Annotated in this window: 14 protein-coding genes; 8 read left to right on the top strand and 6 right to left on the bottom strand. The window is 66.5% G+C overall.

Annotation, left to right across the window (positions count from 1 at the left end; translation table 11 throughout):
* Positions 1-41: 41 nt before the first annotated feature.
* The 4 genes from AC1RR3_RS01940 to AC1RR3_RS01925 all read left to right on the top strand — a co-directional run bounded on the left by AC1RR3_RS01940 (position 42) and on the right by AC1RR3_RS01925 (position 3,582).
* Positions 42-440, top strand: a complete 399-nt coding sequence (locus tag AC1RR3_RS01940) for a hypothetical protein (protein ID WP_492818795.1) — start codon at positions 42-44, stop codon at positions 438-440.
* A gap of 100 nt (positions 441-540) precedes the next feature.
* On the top strand, positions 541-1,233 hold the full coding sequence (locus tag AC1RR3_RS01935; protein ID WP_492818793.1) for a response regulator transcription factor: 693 nt from the start codon (positions 541-543) through the stop codon (positions 1,231-1,233).
* A complete protein-coding gene (locus AC1RR3_RS01930; protein ID WP_492818791.1) occupies positions 1,220-2,311 on the top strand; it encodes a sensor histidine kinase in 1,092 nt (363 codons plus the stop codon). The genes AC1RR3_RS01935 and AC1RR3_RS01930 overlap by 14 nt, the downstream gene beginning before the upstream one ends.
* Positions 2,312-2,340: 29 nt before the next feature.
* Positions 2,341-3,582: an amidohydrolase family protein gene (locus tag AC1RR3_RS01925; RefSeq protein WP_492818789.1), complete on the top strand. Its 1,242-nt coding sequence runs from the start codon at positions 2,341-2,343 to the stop codon at positions 3,580-3,582.
* Positions 3,583-3,592: 10 nt separating this feature from the next.
* On the opposite strand, the gene AC1RR3_RS01920 is transcribed toward AC1RR3_RS01925, so the two are convergent.
* Positions 3,593-3,964, bottom strand: coding sequence for a response regulator transcription factor (locus AC1RR3_RS01920; protein WP_492818787.1), 372 nt, complete (start codon positions 3,962-3,964; stop codon positions 3,593-3,595).
* Positions 3,961-4,824 (bottom strand): S1C family serine protease, encoded by an 864-nt coding sequence (locus AC1RR3_RS01915; protein ID WP_492818785.1) that lies wholly within the window; start codon positions 4,822-4,824, stop codon positions 3,961-3,963. The genes AC1RR3_RS01920 and AC1RR3_RS01915 overlap by 4 nt, the downstream gene beginning before the upstream one ends.
* 193 nt (positions 4,825-5,017) lie before the next feature.
* Here AC1RR3_RS01915 and AC1RR3_RS01910 point away from each other — a divergent pair, with 193 nt between their 5' ends.
* Entirely contained in the window at positions 5,018-5,983 is a 966-nt protein-coding gene (locus AC1RR3_RS01910) for a VOC family protein (protein WP_492818783.1), read from the top strand.
* A 14-nt stretch (positions 5,984-5,997) separates the two neighbouring features.
* Here the strand turns inward: AC1RR3_RS01910 and AC1RR3_RS01905 are convergent, their stop codons facing one another.
* Complete coding sequence (locus AC1RR3_RS01905; RefSeq protein WP_492818781.1) at positions 5,998-7,134, bottom strand: diguanylate cyclase domain-containing protein; 1,137 nt, start codon at positions 7,132-7,134, stop codon at positions 5,998-6,000.
* Positions 7,135-7,308: 174 nt separating this feature from the next.
* Between AC1RR3_RS01905 and AC1RR3_RS01900 the strand changes: the two genes are divergently transcribed.
* Together AC1RR3_RS01900 and AC1RR3_RS01895 are read left to right on the top strand one after the other, a co-directional pair.
* Complete coding sequence (locus AC1RR3_RS01900; RefSeq protein WP_492818779.1) at positions 7,309-8,184, top strand: dihydrodipicolinate synthase family protein; 876 nt, start codon at positions 7,309-7,311, stop codon at positions 8,182-8,184.
* A gap of 118 nt (positions 8,185-8,302) precedes the next feature.
* The gene (locus tag AC1RR3_RS01895; protein ID WP_492818777.1) at positions 8,303-10,624 is read left to right on the top strand and encodes a xanthine dehydrogenase family protein molybdopterin-binding subunit; all 2,322 of its coding nucleotides are present in this window, start codon (positions 8,303-8,305) and stop codon (positions 10,622-10,624) included.
* A 122-nt stretch (positions 10,625-10,746) separates the two neighbouring features.
* Here the strand turns inward: AC1RR3_RS01895 and AC1RR3_RS01890 are convergent, their stop codons facing one another.
* The 3 genes from AC1RR3_RS01890 to AC1RR3_RS01880 are packed head-to-tail and all read right to left on the bottom strand — an operon-like array spanning position 10,747 to position 13,956.
* Positions 10,747-11,943: an acyl-CoA dehydrogenase family protein gene (locus tag AC1RR3_RS01890; protein WP_492818775.1), complete on the bottom strand. Its 1,197-nt coding sequence runs from the start codon at positions 11,941-11,943 to the stop codon at positions 10,747-10,749.
* Positions 11,944-11,957: 14 nt separating this feature from the next.
* Entirely contained in the window at positions 11,958-13,097 is a 1,140-nt protein-coding gene (locus tag AC1RR3_RS01885; RefSeq protein WP_492818773.1) for an acyl-CoA dehydrogenase family protein, read from the bottom strand.
* A 4-nt stretch (positions 13,098-13,101) separates the two neighbouring features.
* Positions 13,102-13,956: an enoyl-CoA hydratase gene (locus AC1RR3_RS01880; RefSeq protein ID WP_492818771.1), complete on the bottom strand. Its 855-nt coding sequence runs from the start codon at positions 13,954-13,956 to the stop codon at positions 13,102-13,104.
* A 176-nt stretch (positions 13,957-14,132) separates the two neighbouring features.
* Between AC1RR3_RS01880 and AC1RR3_RS01875 the strand changes: the two genes are divergently transcribed.
* On the top strand, positions 14,133-14,741 hold the full coding sequence (locus AC1RR3_RS01875) for a LemA family protein (RefSeq protein ID WP_492818769.1): 609 nt from the start codon (positions 14,133-14,135) through the stop codon (positions 14,739-14,741).
* Positions 14,742-14,853 lie beyond the last annotated feature (112 nt).

Genomic DNA, 14,853 nt, shown 5'->3' with positions numbered 1-14,853 from the left:
GTGCGGCGCGGTGATCGCCGCACTGCAAGGAGGATGCTTCGATGAACAACAGGCTTCTCAAAGGCCTCACCGCGGTGACGATCGCCACGGCGATGGCGCTCGCTTCACCGGTGCTCGCCCGTGGCGGCGGTGGCGGAGGTCACGGCGGCGGCTTTGGCGGCGGTGGCCATTTCGGCGGCGGCGGCATGCACGCCGGTGGCTTTGGCGGCATGCATGTCGGCGGCATGGGCGGCGCGCGCTTTGCGCACGCGGCGATCGGGCCGCGCTTCGCCGGCGCGGGCTGGCACGGCCATCCCGGCTTCTTCCGTCACGGTCACTTCCGCCGTTTCGCCGTGTTCGGCGCGCCGTATTACTACGCCGGCTACAACGACGGTTGCTGGCGCAGGAGCCTGACGCCCTATGGGTGGCAATGGGTCAATGTGTGCGGAGACTATTGGTAGTCGCATCGCCGTACCGCACCATTGTCGCGATCGCCATCGGGCGGTTCCGCTCAGCCCCGGAACGGGATAGTCTGATGGCGATCGTCGCGCGGAGTTTGTCATGACCGGAGGTCACCGCCGCATTCTGGTCGTCGAAGACGATCCGGAAACCGCAGGCCAGCTCGTCGAGGAATTGACGACCTCTGGCTACGACGTCGATCTCGCCGCGACGGGGCGCGAAGCCCTCAGCCACGGCGCCGCGCGGGACTACGCCGTGATCACGATCGACCGCATGTTGCCCGACCTCGACGGCATCGCCGTGATGCGCCAGTTGCGCGACGACGGCATCGCGGCGCCCTTCCTGATCATCTCCGCGCTCGGCGAAGTCGACGACCGCGTCCGCGGCCTGCGCGCCGGCGGCGACGACTATCTGGTCAAGCCGTTTTCCTTCGTCGAGCTGCTGGCGCGGCTGGAGGCCCTCGGCCGCCGCAGCGAGACCATCGCCAAGGAGACCGTGCTGCGCGTCGGCGACCTCGCCATCGACCTGATCGCGCGCAACGCCAGTCGCCGTGGCCGCAAGATTCCGCTGCTGCCGCGCGAATTCCAGCTGCTCGAATATCTCGTCCGCAACGAGGGCCGCGTCGTCTCCCGCGCGATGCTGCTCCAGCACGTCTGGGACCTGCATTTCGATCCCTCCACCAACATCATCGACGTCTATGTCGGCCGAGTCCGCCGCAAGGTCGACGATGCGCAGGCCTATCCGCTGATCCATACCATCCGCGGCATCGGATATTGTCTCCGTGCTCCTGGCTAAGACGCTCCGCTCCTCGACCTTCCGCCTGGCGCTGATCGCGATCGCGGCGTTCGGGCTGATTGTCGCGGCCATCATGGCCTATGTCTATTTCGGCACGATCGCCTATGTGGAGAGCCGGGTCGGCGACGCCGGCGATCACGGCGGCTTCACCACCATGATCGAGCTCGCGATGGTCGCGGTCGCGCTCCTGCTTGCTGTGCTCGCTGGTCTCGCCGCCGTGCTGGTGACGCGCCGCACGGTCGGGCGGATCGAGGAGATCAACGCGACCAGCCGCGCCATCATGCTGTCAGGCCTCGACCGGCGCATACCCCTGCGCGGCAGCCACGACGAGTGGGACCGCGTCGCCGAAAACCTCAACCAGATGCTCGATCGCATCGAGACGCTGATGGGCGAGGTCAAGCAGGTCAGCGACAACGTCGCCCATGATCTGCGCACGCCGCTGACCCGGATGCGCGGCCGGCTGGAGAAGGCCTATCATCACGAGCGCAACAGCGAGGCCGACGCTGAGCTGATCGGCGACACCATCGCCGATCTCGATGCCGTGCTCGGCATGTTCGCCTCCATCACGCGGATCTCGGAGATCGAGACGCGCGCCCGCAGGAGCGCCTTTCGTGCGCTGAACCTGACTGAAATCGCCGGCGAGGTTGTCGAGCTTTACGACGCCGCGGCCGAGCAGGTCGCAACCCGCCTCAGCATCAGTGGCGACCGCGAGGTCGCGATCACCGGCGACCGCGACCTGCTGTTCGACGCCGTCGCCAATCTCGTCGACAACGCGATCAAGCACGGTCGGGCCGGCGGGCAGGTCACGGTGACTTGCCGCAGCGCCGGCGGCGGCGCTGACATCGCGATCGCCGACGATGGTCCCGGTATCCCCGCTGCGGAGCGCGACCACGTCTTCAAGCGCTTCTACCGGCTCGAGCAGAGCCGCTACACGCCGGGCAACGGCCTCGGCCTCAGTCTGGTCGCGGCGGTCGCACGCCTTCATGGCGCCGAGATCGCGCTGCATGACAATGCGCCGGGCCTGACGGTCCAGCTCCGGTTTCCGCCGCCTGCGCAGGGCGGCACCCAACTTGCATGATTGCACTGGTACCGAGTGGAAGTCCTGCAATGTCCCGTCTGCCAGACCTCGTCATCACCAATGCCCGCACGCGCAGCCGCGAGATCGTCGACATCGCCATCACCGACGGCGTGATCACCGCGATCGGAAGCCGGCTGGAAACCGGCGCGCAATCCTTCGTCGATGCCAAAGGCGGCCTGGTGACGCCGGCCTTCGTCAATCCGCATCTGCATCTCTGCAAGGTCTGGACCCTGCCGATGATGTCGGAGGCGGCACTCCAGGCCTATCAGGGCGGCGACATGAGCGAGGCGGCGAGGGCGATCGAGCTCGCCGCGGTGGTGAAGAGCAATTACGACGCCTCCTGGATCGTTCCGAACGCGCGCCGCGCGATGGCGCTTGCCGCGCTCCATGGCAACCTCCACATCCGCGCCTTCGCCGATGTCGACACCAAGGCCAGGCTCGAGGGCGTCAAGGCACTGCTCGCCATCCGCGAGGAGTTTCGCGGCATCGTCGACATCCAGGTCGTCGCCTTTCCGCAGGACGGCCTGCTTCGCGAGCCGGGCGCCGACGGCCTGATGCGCAAGGCGATGGCGCTCGGCGCCGACGTCGTCGGCGGCATTCCCTGGATCGAAGCCGATGAAGAGGACATGCGCCGCCACATCGACTTCTGCTTCGACCTCGCCGCCGAACACGGTGCCGATGTCTCGATGCTGCTGGACGATGTTGGCGATGCCGATATGCGCACGCTCGACATGATGGCGCGCGCGGTGATCGCCCGCGGCATCGAGGGCCGGGCGCTCGCCCATCACTGCCGGGCGATGGCGCTCTATCCCGAAAATTATCTGCGCGAGCTGATGGCGCTGCTCGGGAAGGCCCGCATCAGCGTCGTCAGCAATCCCCATAACGGCCCGCTGCATGCGCGGGTGAAGGAGCTGCTCGCGGCCGACATCAATGTCTGCCTCGGGCAGGACGATATTTCGGACGCCTATTATCCGCTTGGCCGCAACAACATGCTGGAGGTCGCCTTCCTGGCCTCGCATCTGTTGTGGATGACCGGGAAGAGCGAGCTCGAGACGCTCTACGACATGATCACCACGCGCGCCGCCACGGCGATGAACCTGGAGCGCTACGGCCTCGGGCTCGGATGCGCGGCGAATCTCGTCATCCTCGACCAGGGCGATGTCACCGAGGCGTTGCGTTTCCACACCCCGCCACGTGTCGTCATCAGCCATGGCCGCGTGGTCGACACCGCGCGCATGCGCGCGCTGGCGCAGGCCGCGCCCGGTGATTGATGTGCGCCGTCTAGAGCTCGATCACCCCGCGACGGGCCGCATGCGCCACCGCATCGGTGCGGCCGGTCGCATCCAGCTTGTCGAGCAGCGAGCCGACATGGAATTTCACGGTGTGCACGGAGATGCCGAGCTGGCGCGCGATCATCTTGTTGGAGGCGCCTTCGGCCATCAGCGCCAGCACGTCGAGCTCGCGCTGCGTCAGCGCGATGTCCGCCGGCATGCTGCGCGGATCGCGGGCGACGACCATTGCCGTGGCGCTCTCGCCGGGCGCGGCAAGGCGAAGCCCGGCGACATTGCCGAGCAGCGCCGCCAGCCGATCGGCCAGCGCAGGATCGTCGATCTCCAGCGACAGTACGATCTCGGTCGCCCTGTCCGCGCTCACGCCTCCGGCCTCTCGCCGACCGTGACCTTGAAGCTGACCGGTTCGCCGCCGCGGCGGACCGCAACATCGACCACCGCGCCGACGCTCGAAGGTCCCAGCGTCCGCGACAATGCACGCACGCCCGAGAGCTTCTGGTCGTTGACCGCGACGATCACGTCGCCCTGGCGGATGCCGGCCGCCGCCGAAGGCCCGGCCTTGTCGACATTCATCACCATCGCGCCGATGCCATCGTCGAGCCGCACCGGCTGCAGTCCGAGCCCGAGATATCCGCGCGCGATGCGGCCGCGTGCCTCGAGCTGCGGTGCGATGCGCTCGATCGTCGCCGTCGGGATCACCAGCACGCGCCGCGGTCCGAGCACGGCCATGCCGAAGGCGTCGCCCGAAGCATCGAGCGCGAGGCCGCCCTCCTGGCTCGGACGCAGGCGAACATCGAGCTCGATCCGCGCATCGATGTCGCCGCCGCGCAAGGAACGCCAGCTCTTGCCGGATGCCGAGACCATCCCGAGTGCCGCGCTCGGCGTCTCGCGATTGGTCGCGACCACCACCGACAACGCGCCGAGTGGCGGGATCGTCGCGGCGAGCTTGGCCGGCGCGACATCGGCATCCGTACGCAGCAGCGCGATATCGGTGGTGTGGTCGCGGCCCGCGATCGTGGCGGCGACCTGGCTGCCGTCGGGAAGGCCGATCTCGACCTCGCCCTCGTCGGCCAGCGTCTCATCTGCGGTGACGACCAGGCCGGATTTCCAGACAAAGCCGGTTGAGCGGGAGCGATGCGAATGCACGGAGACGATTGAGGGCGCGGTGCGCGCCACGACATCAGCGAGCGCGGACGACAGTGAGGACAGGGTCGAATCGGTCATGGCAGGCTCCTGTAAGCTGTCCTCAATCTGGGATGTCGCGGGCGATTGCGAAACTGGCCGGGTGGGCAGGACCGCGAGGGGCCTCCGGTGGCCGACGGCCGACGAACATGTGATTGGGAGCTGCTCACGGGAACGTGTAGCAACGGCGAAATTGCGCCGCACGGCCCAAAACGTTTCCAGTGAGCCCTGACCGATGACCATCGATCTCACCCGTCGCACCCTGCTTCGCCTCGCCGGCGCCACCTCGCTTGCGATGGCGGCTGCGGCCGCGGCGCGCGCCGAGGGTAACTTGCAGGGTACCGGGCCGACCTATGCCAGCCGTACGCCGATGCGGGTCGGCATGGTGACGCTGCGTGTCAAGAACCTCGACAAGGTCGCAGACTACTATCGCGACGTGATCGGACTGACGGTGATGGAGCGCTCGGCTGCCGCCGCAAGGCTCGGCACCGCCGGCATCACGTTGCTCGTGCTGGAGGCTCGTCCCGATGCCGAGATCGAGCCGCGCAATGCCGCCGGCCTCTACCACACCGCCTTCCTGATGCCGTCGCGAAAAGACCTCGCGCGCTGGCTGGTCGCAGCTGCCTCGCATCGTGTGCCGCTGTCGGGCTTTGCCGATCATCTCGTCAGCGAGTCCGTCTATCTCGACGACCCCGAAGGTAACGGCATCGAGGTCTATGCGGACCGCGATCCCTCGCAATGGCAGTGGAGCGAGGGCAGCGTGAAGATGGCGACCGACGAGCTCAACATCCCCGACCTGCTGTCACTGACGAACACGCGCGTGGCTGACTATGCCAAGGCGCCGGACGGACTGCGCGTCGGTCACATGCATCTGCGCGTCGGCGATCTCGCGCAGGCGCAGAGTTTTTACCACGGCGCGATCGGCCTCGATCCGACCCGCAGCCGCAACGGCGCGGCGTTCCTGTCGTCGGGCCGCTACCATCATCATCTCGGCATGAATGTCTGGCAAAGCCAGGGTGCCGGCCGGCGCGACGATCAGGCCACGGGTCTTGCCTGGTTCTCGCTGGTGACGGCGAAGCAGGATATCCTCGCCGCCCAGGAGGAGCGCCTGCGCAAGGGTGGTGCGCAGGTCACGACGCTTGCGGGTGGGGTGGAGGCAATCGATCCCTGGGGAACGCGGGTGCGGCTGCTCAGGGCGTGATCGAACGGGCTATTTCAGCCTGCCGCGCGTTCGACGACGGCTTCCTCGTCCGACCAATTCCATCGTCCGCCCCCGGCGCGCTTGGCCACGTAGAGGGCGCGGTCGACTCGTTCCAGCAGTTGCGGGGCCTTGCCTGCGGACACGGCACCGGTGCTGACGAGAATTCCGGCGCTCGCGCCGATGCGGATCGGAATGTCCGACAGCAGGAAGGGCATGGAGAGGTCAAGAATGGCCTGGCGCGCCAGCACGAGCGCTTCCTCGCGCCCGTCGTCGCCGATCGAGATTGGCTTGAGCATCATGAACTCGTCGCCGCCGAAGCGCGCGGCAAGACCGGTATTGCCGATGCAGAACGACAAGCGCTCCGCCACCTGCCGCAGCAGATCGTCACCGGCGTGATGGCCGTGGCGGTCGTTGACCGGCTTGAAGCCGTCGAGGTCGATGGCGATGATCGCGAAGTCGTCGCGCGTCTCCGCCAGGGCCTGGAGAAACGCGGCCCGGTTCGGCAGTCCCGTCAGGAAATCATGGGTCGCCTGCCGCGCCAGCCGATGCTTGGCCTCGAGGCGTTCGATGAAAGCGGCGCTGAGATGCTTTGAGGCTTCGCGCAAGGTCAGCCAGAAGAACATCAGCATGACCGCGCCGAGCTTGTAGGCGATCTCCGGCCGGAGCAGGCCGGCCGTGATGGTCGGCGTCAGCAGCACCGCGGCGGTGGTCAGGATGATCCAGGGGCGGATCGCCGCGCGTGAGACCATGCCGACGCAGAAGGACATCGAGAGCCCGAACGCGATCCAGGCGCCCGGCGCATCATCGAGCTGGAGCGCCCGATACGACAGCATGCCCAGCGCTAGGGCGAAGGCCGAGGCGCCCGCGCCATAGAGCCGTTCCCAGCACACCACGTCGGCATCGGAGAATTGCGCGGCGCGGGACTTGTAGCGAAACAGCGAGAAGATGCGGGCCGCTGCCGTGATGAAGATGAATGCCGTGATCACGGCGTAGCCGGTATCGCCGCTCATGACCGCCAGCGTCGCGGCGCCCGTCACGGAGGTGACGCCGATGGCGGACACCTGCGGCAGCGATGTGTACAGGAGATCGACGAGCTCGCGCCGGATGCGCGGATCGGGATGCAGGAACCTGGACAACAATGTGTGCGGCATGCCGGCACCATCGCCGCCACTCCCTAACAAGAAGTTCGGCGCGAGGCGCGACATGATGGCCGGGCGCGCAACGTCCTTAAGAAGTGGTCAATGCCCAACTTGCTGGCCATTTTTCTGCGTGTTAGCACCCAATTCGGGGCGCGCGGCGCCCGCTATTTCGGAGCGCTTCCTGGCATGTCCGATTTTCACGGTGTCTTCCCCTATCTCGTCTCGCCCGTCGATGCCGATGGTGCGGTACGCACGAACGTGCTCGCAAAGCTCTGCGACGACCTGATCGGTGCCGGCGTGCACGGGTTGACGCCGCTCGGCTCGACCGGCGAATTCGCCTATCTCAGCGTCGCGCAGCGGTCGGCGATCGTGCAGACCACGATCGAGGCGGCGAAGGGCCGCGTGCCCGTGGTGGCCGGCGTCGCCTCCACCTCGACGGCGGATGCGGTGGCACAGGCGAAGGCCTATCAGAAGCTCGGCGCCAACGGCATTCTGGCGATCCTGGAGGCCTATTTCCCGCTCGCCGACGCCCAGGTCGAATCCTACTTCCGCGCCATCGCGGACGCCGTGGACATTCCCGTCGTCATCTACACCAACCCGCAATTCCAGCGCTCCGACCTCACCCTCGACGTGATCGCGCGCCTCGCCGAGCATCCGCGCATCGGCTACATCAAGGATGCCTCGACCAACACCGGCCGGCTGCTCTCGATCATGAACCGCTGCGGCGATGCCCTGCGCGTGTTCTCGGCCTCGGCCCACATTCCGGCCGCGGTGATGCTGATCGGCGGCCTCGGCTGGATGGCGGGCCCGGCCTGCATCATCCCGCGCCAGAGTGTCGCGCTCTACGATCTCTGCAAGGCCGGCCGCTGGGACGAGGCCATGGCGCTCCAGCGCAGGCTCTGGCGCATCAACGAGGCCTTCGCCCGCTTCAACCTCGCGGCCTGCATCAAGGCCGGGCTCGCGATCCAGGGCTACGACGTCGGCGACCCCGTCCCGCCGCAGGCCGCGCTGACCGCCGATGCCCGCAAGGTCGTGGAAGCGGCGCTGCGGGAGCTGGGCTAGCCGTCACCGGGCATGACAAATCCATGGTCCCGCCGCCCAAAACCGCGGCTGGTACGCCCCCGGTCGATCCGCTAAAAGGCTGCCCGCAGTTTCGAAAAGACCCTGAGGACCCAGCGGAATGAACATTCTTCCCGGCAATTTGCGTTTCGGAGCGGGCCAGCCCGTCAAGCGTTTGGAAGACCAGCGGCTGCTGACCGGGAAGGGGCAGTTCATCGACGACAAGCCGCAAGACGGCGCGCTGTGGTTGCACGTGCTGCGCTCGCCGCATGCGCACGCCAGGATCGTTTCGATCGACACCAGTGCGGCGGCCGGCATGCCCGGCGTCACCGCGGTCTATACCGGTGCCGACCTCGTCAAGGACGACATCGGCACCATCCCGACCTTGAGCATCTTCAAGCGCCCCGACGGCAAGCCGATGACAGTGCCGCCGCGCCGGCTGCTCGCCCATGAGGTCGTGCGCTACACCGGCGAGGCGGTCGCGGCGGTGGTGGCGTCGTCACGTGCAGAGGCCCAGAGCGCGGCCGAGGCGATCGTGGTCGAGTACGATGTGCAGCCCGCGGTGGTCGATCCCGTCGAGGCGGTGAAGCCCGGCGCGCCCGTGGTGTGGCCCGACGCGCCCGATAACATCGTGGGCGCGATGAGCTATGGCGATACCGCCAAGGTCGACGAGGCCTTCGCCAAGGCCGCGCACACGGTCGAGCTCGACATCGTCAGCCAGCGTCTCGTGCCGTCCGCGATGGAGCCGCGCTCGACCATTGCCGAGATCGACCAGAAGACCGGCCGTCTCCTGCTGCACGTGCAGTCGCAGACGCCGGCCTCGACCCGCGACGTGCTGGCGGAAGCCGTGCTCAAGCGGCCCAAGGACAGCGTCCGCGTGCTGGTCGGCGACATCGGCGGCGGTTTCGGCCAGAAGACCAACCTCTACCCGGAAGACGGCATCGTCGCCTACGCCGCGACCAAGCTGAGCAAGAAGATCCGCTGGCGCGGCGACCGCACCGACGAATTCGTCGGCGGTACCCATGGCCGCGATCTCACCTCGACCGCGTCCTTCGCGCTCGACGAGAAGGGCAAGGTGCTGGCCTATCGCGTCAAATCGATCGGCTGCACCGGTGCGTACTCCTCGGGTGCGGCCAACATCATCCCGCTGGTGCTCGGGCCGTTCGTGCAGACCGGCGTCTACGATCTGCCGCTGGTGCATTTCGAGGTGAAGTCGGTGATGACCCACACCGCGCCCGTCGGCGCCTATCGCGGCGCGGGCCGCCCTGAAGCGGTGTTCATCGTCGAGCGCCTGTTCGACGCCGCCGCGCGAAAGATCGGCATGGATCCGCGCGCGATCCGCAAAGCCAACTACATCAAGCCGGCGCAGCTGCCCTATACCAACGCGGCCGGGCAGGTTTACGATTCCGGCGCCTTCGCCCACATGCTCGACCGCGCCGTCAAGCTTGCCGATTGGGACGGTTTTGCCGCGCGCAAGAAGGCCGCGAAGAAGAAGGGGCTGCTCTACGGCCGCGGGCTCACCTCCTACATCGAATGGACCGGCGGCCGCGCCCACACCGAGAAGGTCAGCCTGCACGCGACCTCGCAGGGCCGCGTCGTGCTGCATTCCGGCACCATGGCGATGGGGCAGGGGCTGCAGACCACCTACACCCAGATGATCTCCGACACGCTCGGCATCCCCATGGAGAAGATCGATGTCGTGCAAGGCGATACCGATCTCGCCATGGGCTTCGGCAGCGTCGGCTCACGCTCGCTGTTCGTCGGCGGCACGGCGGTGGCGGTCTCCTCCAATGACCTGATCCAGAAGGCGCGCGAGAAGGCGGCGAACGTGCTGGAGACCTCGATCGAGGACATCGAATATCAGGGCGGCATGCTCACGGTAGTCGGTACCGACCGTCGCATCAGCCTGTTCGATCTCGCCGAGAAGGAAGGCGGCGCCAAGCTCAGCGTCGATTCCGAAGGCGAGGTCGATGGTCCGAGCTGGCCGAACGGCACGCATATCTGCGAGGTCGAGATCGATCCGGAGACCGGCGTTTCCAAGGTCGTGCGCTACACCACCGTTGACGACGTCGGCGTTGCCGTGAACCCGATGCTGGTCACGGGGCAGATCCATGGCGGCGTCGCGCAGGGCATCGGCCAGGCGCTCTATGAGGGCGTCTCCTACGATGCCGACGGCCAGCTCCTCACCGCGAGCTATCAGGACTATTGCATCCCGCGCGCCGACGACGTGCCGCCGATCGTGGTGACGCTGGATGATTCCGCGCCCTGCCGTACCAACCCGCTGGGCGCCAAGGGCTGTGGCGAATCCGGCGCCATCGGCGGCCCGCCCTGTGTCACCAACGGCGTGATGGACGCGCTCGCCGAGCTCGGCATCACCCAGCTGAACACGCCCCTGACACCGCAGAAGATCTGGCAGGCGATCAGGGACGCGAAGGTGGGCTAAGACTTTCAATTACACCGTCATTGCGAGCGCAGCAAAGCAATCCAGAGTCCCTCCGCGGAAGCGGTCTGGATTGCTACGTCGCAAGGGCTCCTCGCAATGACGAAGGAGAGAGTCACAGTCCTTCAAATCCCCAGCATCATCTTCGCGATGATGTCGCGCTGGATCTCCGAGGTGCCGCCGAAGATCGTGTAGGCGCGCCCGTTGAGATATTCCGGCACCACTGTCAGCATATCCTCAGGCGTCGCCGGCGCATGGTTGAGCTTGTAGAGCGGGCGCATCGGCTCGACCGCGAGGGCGTCGTGGCCGATCACGTCGACGCCGAGCCGCGTTACGGCCTGCCGGATCTCGCTGTTGCGCAGCTTCAGGATCGACGACACCGCGCCGGGATTCTGCCCGGTCTGGAGCGCCGAGAGCACGCGGAGCTCGGTCATCTCCAGCGCGTCGATATCGACCTCGACCTCGGAGATGCGCGTCGCGATGTCAGGACTGTCGATCGCGCGGCCGGTCAGATCCGACTCGGCGAGCCCCGCGATCGCCTTCAACCCCTCGCGCAGCTTTGCCGATGCAATGCCCGAGCCGCGCTCGAACTCGAGCAGATATTTGCCGTAGGTCCAGCCCTTGCCTTCCTCGCCGACACGATTGGCCACGGGTACCCGCACATCGTCGAAGAACACCTGGTTGACCTCGTGGTCGCCGCCGATGGTCAGGATCGGGCGCGTCGTGATGCCAGGGGTCTTCATATCGATCAGGATGAAACTGATGCCGTCCTGCTGCCGCGGGCCGTCGCTGGTGCGCACCAGCGCGAACATGCGGTTGGCGTGGTGGGCATGCGTGGTCCAGATCTTGGTGCCGTTGATGATGTAGTCGTCGCCGTCGCGCACCGCGCGCGTTTTCAGCGAGGACAGGTCGGAGCCTGAGCCCGGCTCCGAATAGCCCTGGCACCAGTAATCCTCGCCGGAGAGAATCCGCGGCAGATAAAAGTTCTTCTGCTCGGGCGAGCCGAAGCCGATGATGACGGGGCCGACCATCTTCACGCCCATCACGTTGACATTCGGCACGCCGGCCCGCGCACTCTCGGTCTCGAAAATCCAGCGCTGCGCCGGTGTCCAGTCCGGCCCGCCATGTTCGACCGGCCAGCCCGGTGCGCCCCACCCCTGCCGGTGCAGCGCGCGCTGCCAAGCCATGCCGATGTCAGGGTCGGAGAACACCGACGGCGTCAGCGCGGTCGCGCGCTTCATCTCCTCGGTGAGGTTCCTGGCGATGAAGCCACGCACCTTGTCCTGGAACGCGCGCTCTTCGGCATTGAAGGATAGGTCCATGATGCGCTCCTTTGTCAGGCCGTGCGGCCAAGCTGGGCATGCCGGCCATAATGATGGGCGCTGCCGCCGAACAGTGTGTCGAAGGCGACCAGCCGCTTGAAATAGGCGCCGACCTCCAGCTCCTCGGTGACGCCCATGCCGCCGTGAAGCTGGATCGACTGCTCGCCGACGAAGCGCGCGCATTTCCCGATCTTGGCCTTCGCGCCTGACGCAGCCCGCGCGCGCTCGACCGACGGGCTGTCTGCCTTCAGCGCCGCCCGCAGCGCCATCGAGCGTGACTCGTCGACCTGCATCGCCATATCGGCGAGGCGGTGGCGGATCACCTGGTTGGCGGACAGCGGCCGGCCGAACTGCTTTCGGATCTTGGTGTACTCAAGCGTGGTGTCGAGCAGCGTCTGCATGATGCCGACAGCCTCCGCACCGAGCGCGGCCATGGCGCGATCGACCGCCCATTCGATTGCAGGCATGGCGTCGTGGCCGTCGCCGAGCAGGGCGTCCTCCGGCAGTTGCACGTCGGACAGTTCGACGTTGCAGGCCCGACCGCCGCCGAGGCGCTGATAGTCGTTGATGGCAACGCTTGGCGTCGTCGCCTGAAGCAGGAACAGGCCGATCCGCCCCGAAGGTCCCTGATGATCGTGGATATGCGCGGAGACGATGATCTCGTCGGCGGCGTGGCCGTCGAGCACCGCGATCTTGCTGCCGGACAGGCGCCAGCCCTGGGCCGTCCTGTTGGCGATGGTCGCGACCTTCGCCAGGTCGAAGCGCGCGGCGCGCTCGGAATGCGCAAAGGAAAGCTTGAGCGAGCCGTCGGCGACCCTGGGCAGCATCGCCTGTTTCTGCGCGGTGCTGCCGCATCGGTCGATCAGTGCAGCCCCGAGCACAACGGTCGCGACATAAGGCTCCGACACCAGCCCGCGGCCGAACGCTTCCATCAAGATGCCGATCTCGACCGCGCTGCCGCCGAGCCCGTCGAACTCCTCAGGAATAGGCAGCGCCAGCCAGCCGAGCTCGGCAAATTGCTTCCACACCGCGGGGCTGTATCCGAGCGGATCGTTCGCCATCCTGCGGCGATGGTCCGCATCGTAGCTCTCGGCCACGAAGCGCTCGGCGCTTTCGCGCAGCAGCCGTTGCTCGTCACTGAGATTGAGGTCCATGGCGTTACTCCGCAGCCGACGGTGGCTTGCGCACGGAGGGATGCAGGCCGGATGGATCGACGATCATGCCGAACTCCTGGAGATTGTGGGCGTGACAGAGCTGATGCAGCGCAAAGGCCTGGTCGATCGCGGCGGGTTGGCCCATCACGTCGACGGAGCGGTTCACCGCCTCCTTGGTCAGCTTCAGTGCGAAGGACGGCTTTGACGCGATTTTGCGCGCCAGCTCCAGCACTGACGCCGAGAGCTCCGCACGCGGCACGACCCGATTGACCATGCCGAGCTGATGCGCCTCCTGCGCGCTCCAGCTGTCGGCGGTGAACAGAAACTCCTTGGCCTTGCGCGGCCCGAGTTCCCAGGGATGCACGAACCATTCGACGCCGCAGACGCCCATGGTGACCACGGGATCGCAGAACTGCGCATCGTCGCTGGCGACGATGAGGTCGCAGGCCCAGGCCAGCATCAACCCGCCGGCGATGCACCTGCCGTGCACCTCGGCAATCGTCGGCTTGGCGAGATTGCGCCAGCGCCGCGTGATCTGGAGATATATTTCCTGCTCGCGTGCGAAGCGGCCATGGGCGTTGGCTTCCGCGAAGCCGCCCCAATTTCCGATCGGCGGAAAATCTGTGCCTGCTGCATTCTTGCCGCCCGGGCGAAGATCATGGCCCGAGGAGAAATGCGGACCGTTGCCGGCGAGGATGATCACCTTGACCGCATCGTCCTGCACCGCTTCGTCGAAGGCGGCGTTGAGGTCGTAGGTCATTTGCAGGTTCTGCGCGTTGCGCGCCTCGGGCCGGTTCATCACGATCCGGACAATCGCCGGCTCCGGCCGCTCCACGAGGATGGTCTCGAACGAGGACATGGCGCGCTCCCCTGTATTTTTCGTCTTGTTTGCTTCGAGTTGACTATGTCGCCCGCTGATAGGCAAGAGGCTTGCGTCAGTCGGCTGCTTTTCGCGCCTCGCCAAGGGCGCAAGATCGCTGGCGTCACGCGCGCGCAATCTGGTAGTTTGCGCCAGATTCCACCGGGAGAAATTTGATGCGCAAGATCCTGACCGTGCTGGCGGCGCTGGCCTCGCTGAGCCTGACCAATTGTGGCTACAACGCGATCCAGAGCGAGGACGAGCAGATCAAGGCCAACTGGTCCGAGGTCGTGAACCAGTATCAGCGCCGCGCCGATCTGGTGCCCAACCTCGTCAACTCGGTGAAGGGCTTTGCGCAGCAGGAGAAGGACGTGCTGCTCGGCGTGACCAATGCCCGCGCCAAGGTCGGCAGCATCCAGGCGACGCCGGAGGTGCTGAACGACCCGGCCGCTTTCCAGAAGTTCCAGGCCGCCCAGGGCGAGCTTTCCAGCGCGTTGTCACGGCTGCTGGTCGTCACCGAGAACTATCCTCAACTGAAATCGGACGCGCTGTTCAAGGATTTGATGTCGCAGCTCGAGGGCACCGAGAACCGCATCACGGTGGCGCGCAACCGCTACATCAAGTCGGTGCAGGAATATAACGTCACCGTCCGCTCGTTCCCGTCCAACCTTACCGCGATGATGTTCGGCTACAAGGAGAAGCCGAATTTCACGGTCGAGAACGAGAAGGAAATCTCGACCGCGCCGAAGGTCGATTTCAATCCTGCGCCAGCGCCGTCGAAGTAGGTGCGCGCCGTTTTGCGAATGCGCTTCGCCCCGCCCACCGCCGTCATTCCCCGCGTAAGCGGGGAATCCAGTACGCCGCGGCTTCACCGTGGTCCTCTGGCGTCTCTGGAAT

It is taken from the genome of Bradyrhizobium sp. GW821-FHT13H05 (genome assembly GCF_058804065.1).
Note: the sequence above shows the minus strand (reverse complement) of the source record. Positions and strands in the feature narration are given on the sequence as shown.

Bases quoted from the DNA above. Each gene is read 5' to 3' on its own strand.
- AC1RR3_RS01910 (WP_492818783.1), top strand. From the start codon at position 5,018: ATGACCATCGATCTCACCCGTCGCACCCTGCTTCGCCTCGCCGGCGCC.
- AC1RR3_RS01915 (WP_492818785.1), bottom strand. From the start codon at position 4,824: ATGACCGATTCGACCCTGTCCTCACTGTCGTCCGCGCTCGCTGATGTC.
- AC1RR3_RS01905 (WP_492818781.1), bottom strand. From the start codon at position 7,134: ATGCCGCACACATTGTTGTCCAGGTTCCTGCATCCCGATCCGCGCATC.
- AC1RR3_RS01885 (WP_492818773.1), bottom strand. From the start codon at position 13,097: ATGGACCTCAATCTCAGTGACGAGCAACGGCTGCTGCGCGAAAGCGCC.
- AC1RR3_RS01890 (WP_492818775.1), bottom strand. From the start codon at position 11,943: ATGGACCTATCCTTCAATGCCGAAGAGCGCGCGTTCCAGGACAAGGTG.
- AC1RR3_RS01875 (WP_492818769.1), top strand. From the start codon at position 14,133: ATGCGCAAGATCCTGACCGTGCTGGCGGCGCTGGCCTCGCTGAGCCTG.
- AC1RR3_RS01925 (WP_492818789.1), top strand. From the start codon at position 2,341: ATGTCCCGTCTGCCAGACCTCGTCATCACCAATGCCCGCACGCGCAGC.
- AC1RR3_RS01940 (WP_492818795.1), top strand. From the start codon at position 42: ATGAACAACAGGCTTCTCAAAGGCCTCACCGCGGTGACGATCGCCACG.
- AC1RR3_RS01935 (WP_492818793.1), top strand. From the start codon at position 541: ATGACCGGAGGTCACCGCCGCATTCTGGTCGTCGAAGACGATCCGGAA.
- AC1RR3_RS01895 (WP_492818777.1), top strand. From the start codon at position 8,303: ATGAACATTCTTCCCGGCAATTTGCGTTTCGGAGCGGGCCAGCCCGTC.
- AC1RR3_RS01880 (WP_492818771.1), bottom strand. From the start codon at position 13,956: ATGTCCTCGTTCGAGACCATCCTCGTGGAGCGGCCGGAGCCGGCGATT.
- AC1RR3_RS01900 (WP_492818779.1), top strand. From the start codon at position 7,309: ATGTCCGATTTTCACGGTGTCTTCCCCTATCTCGTCTCGCCCGTCGAT.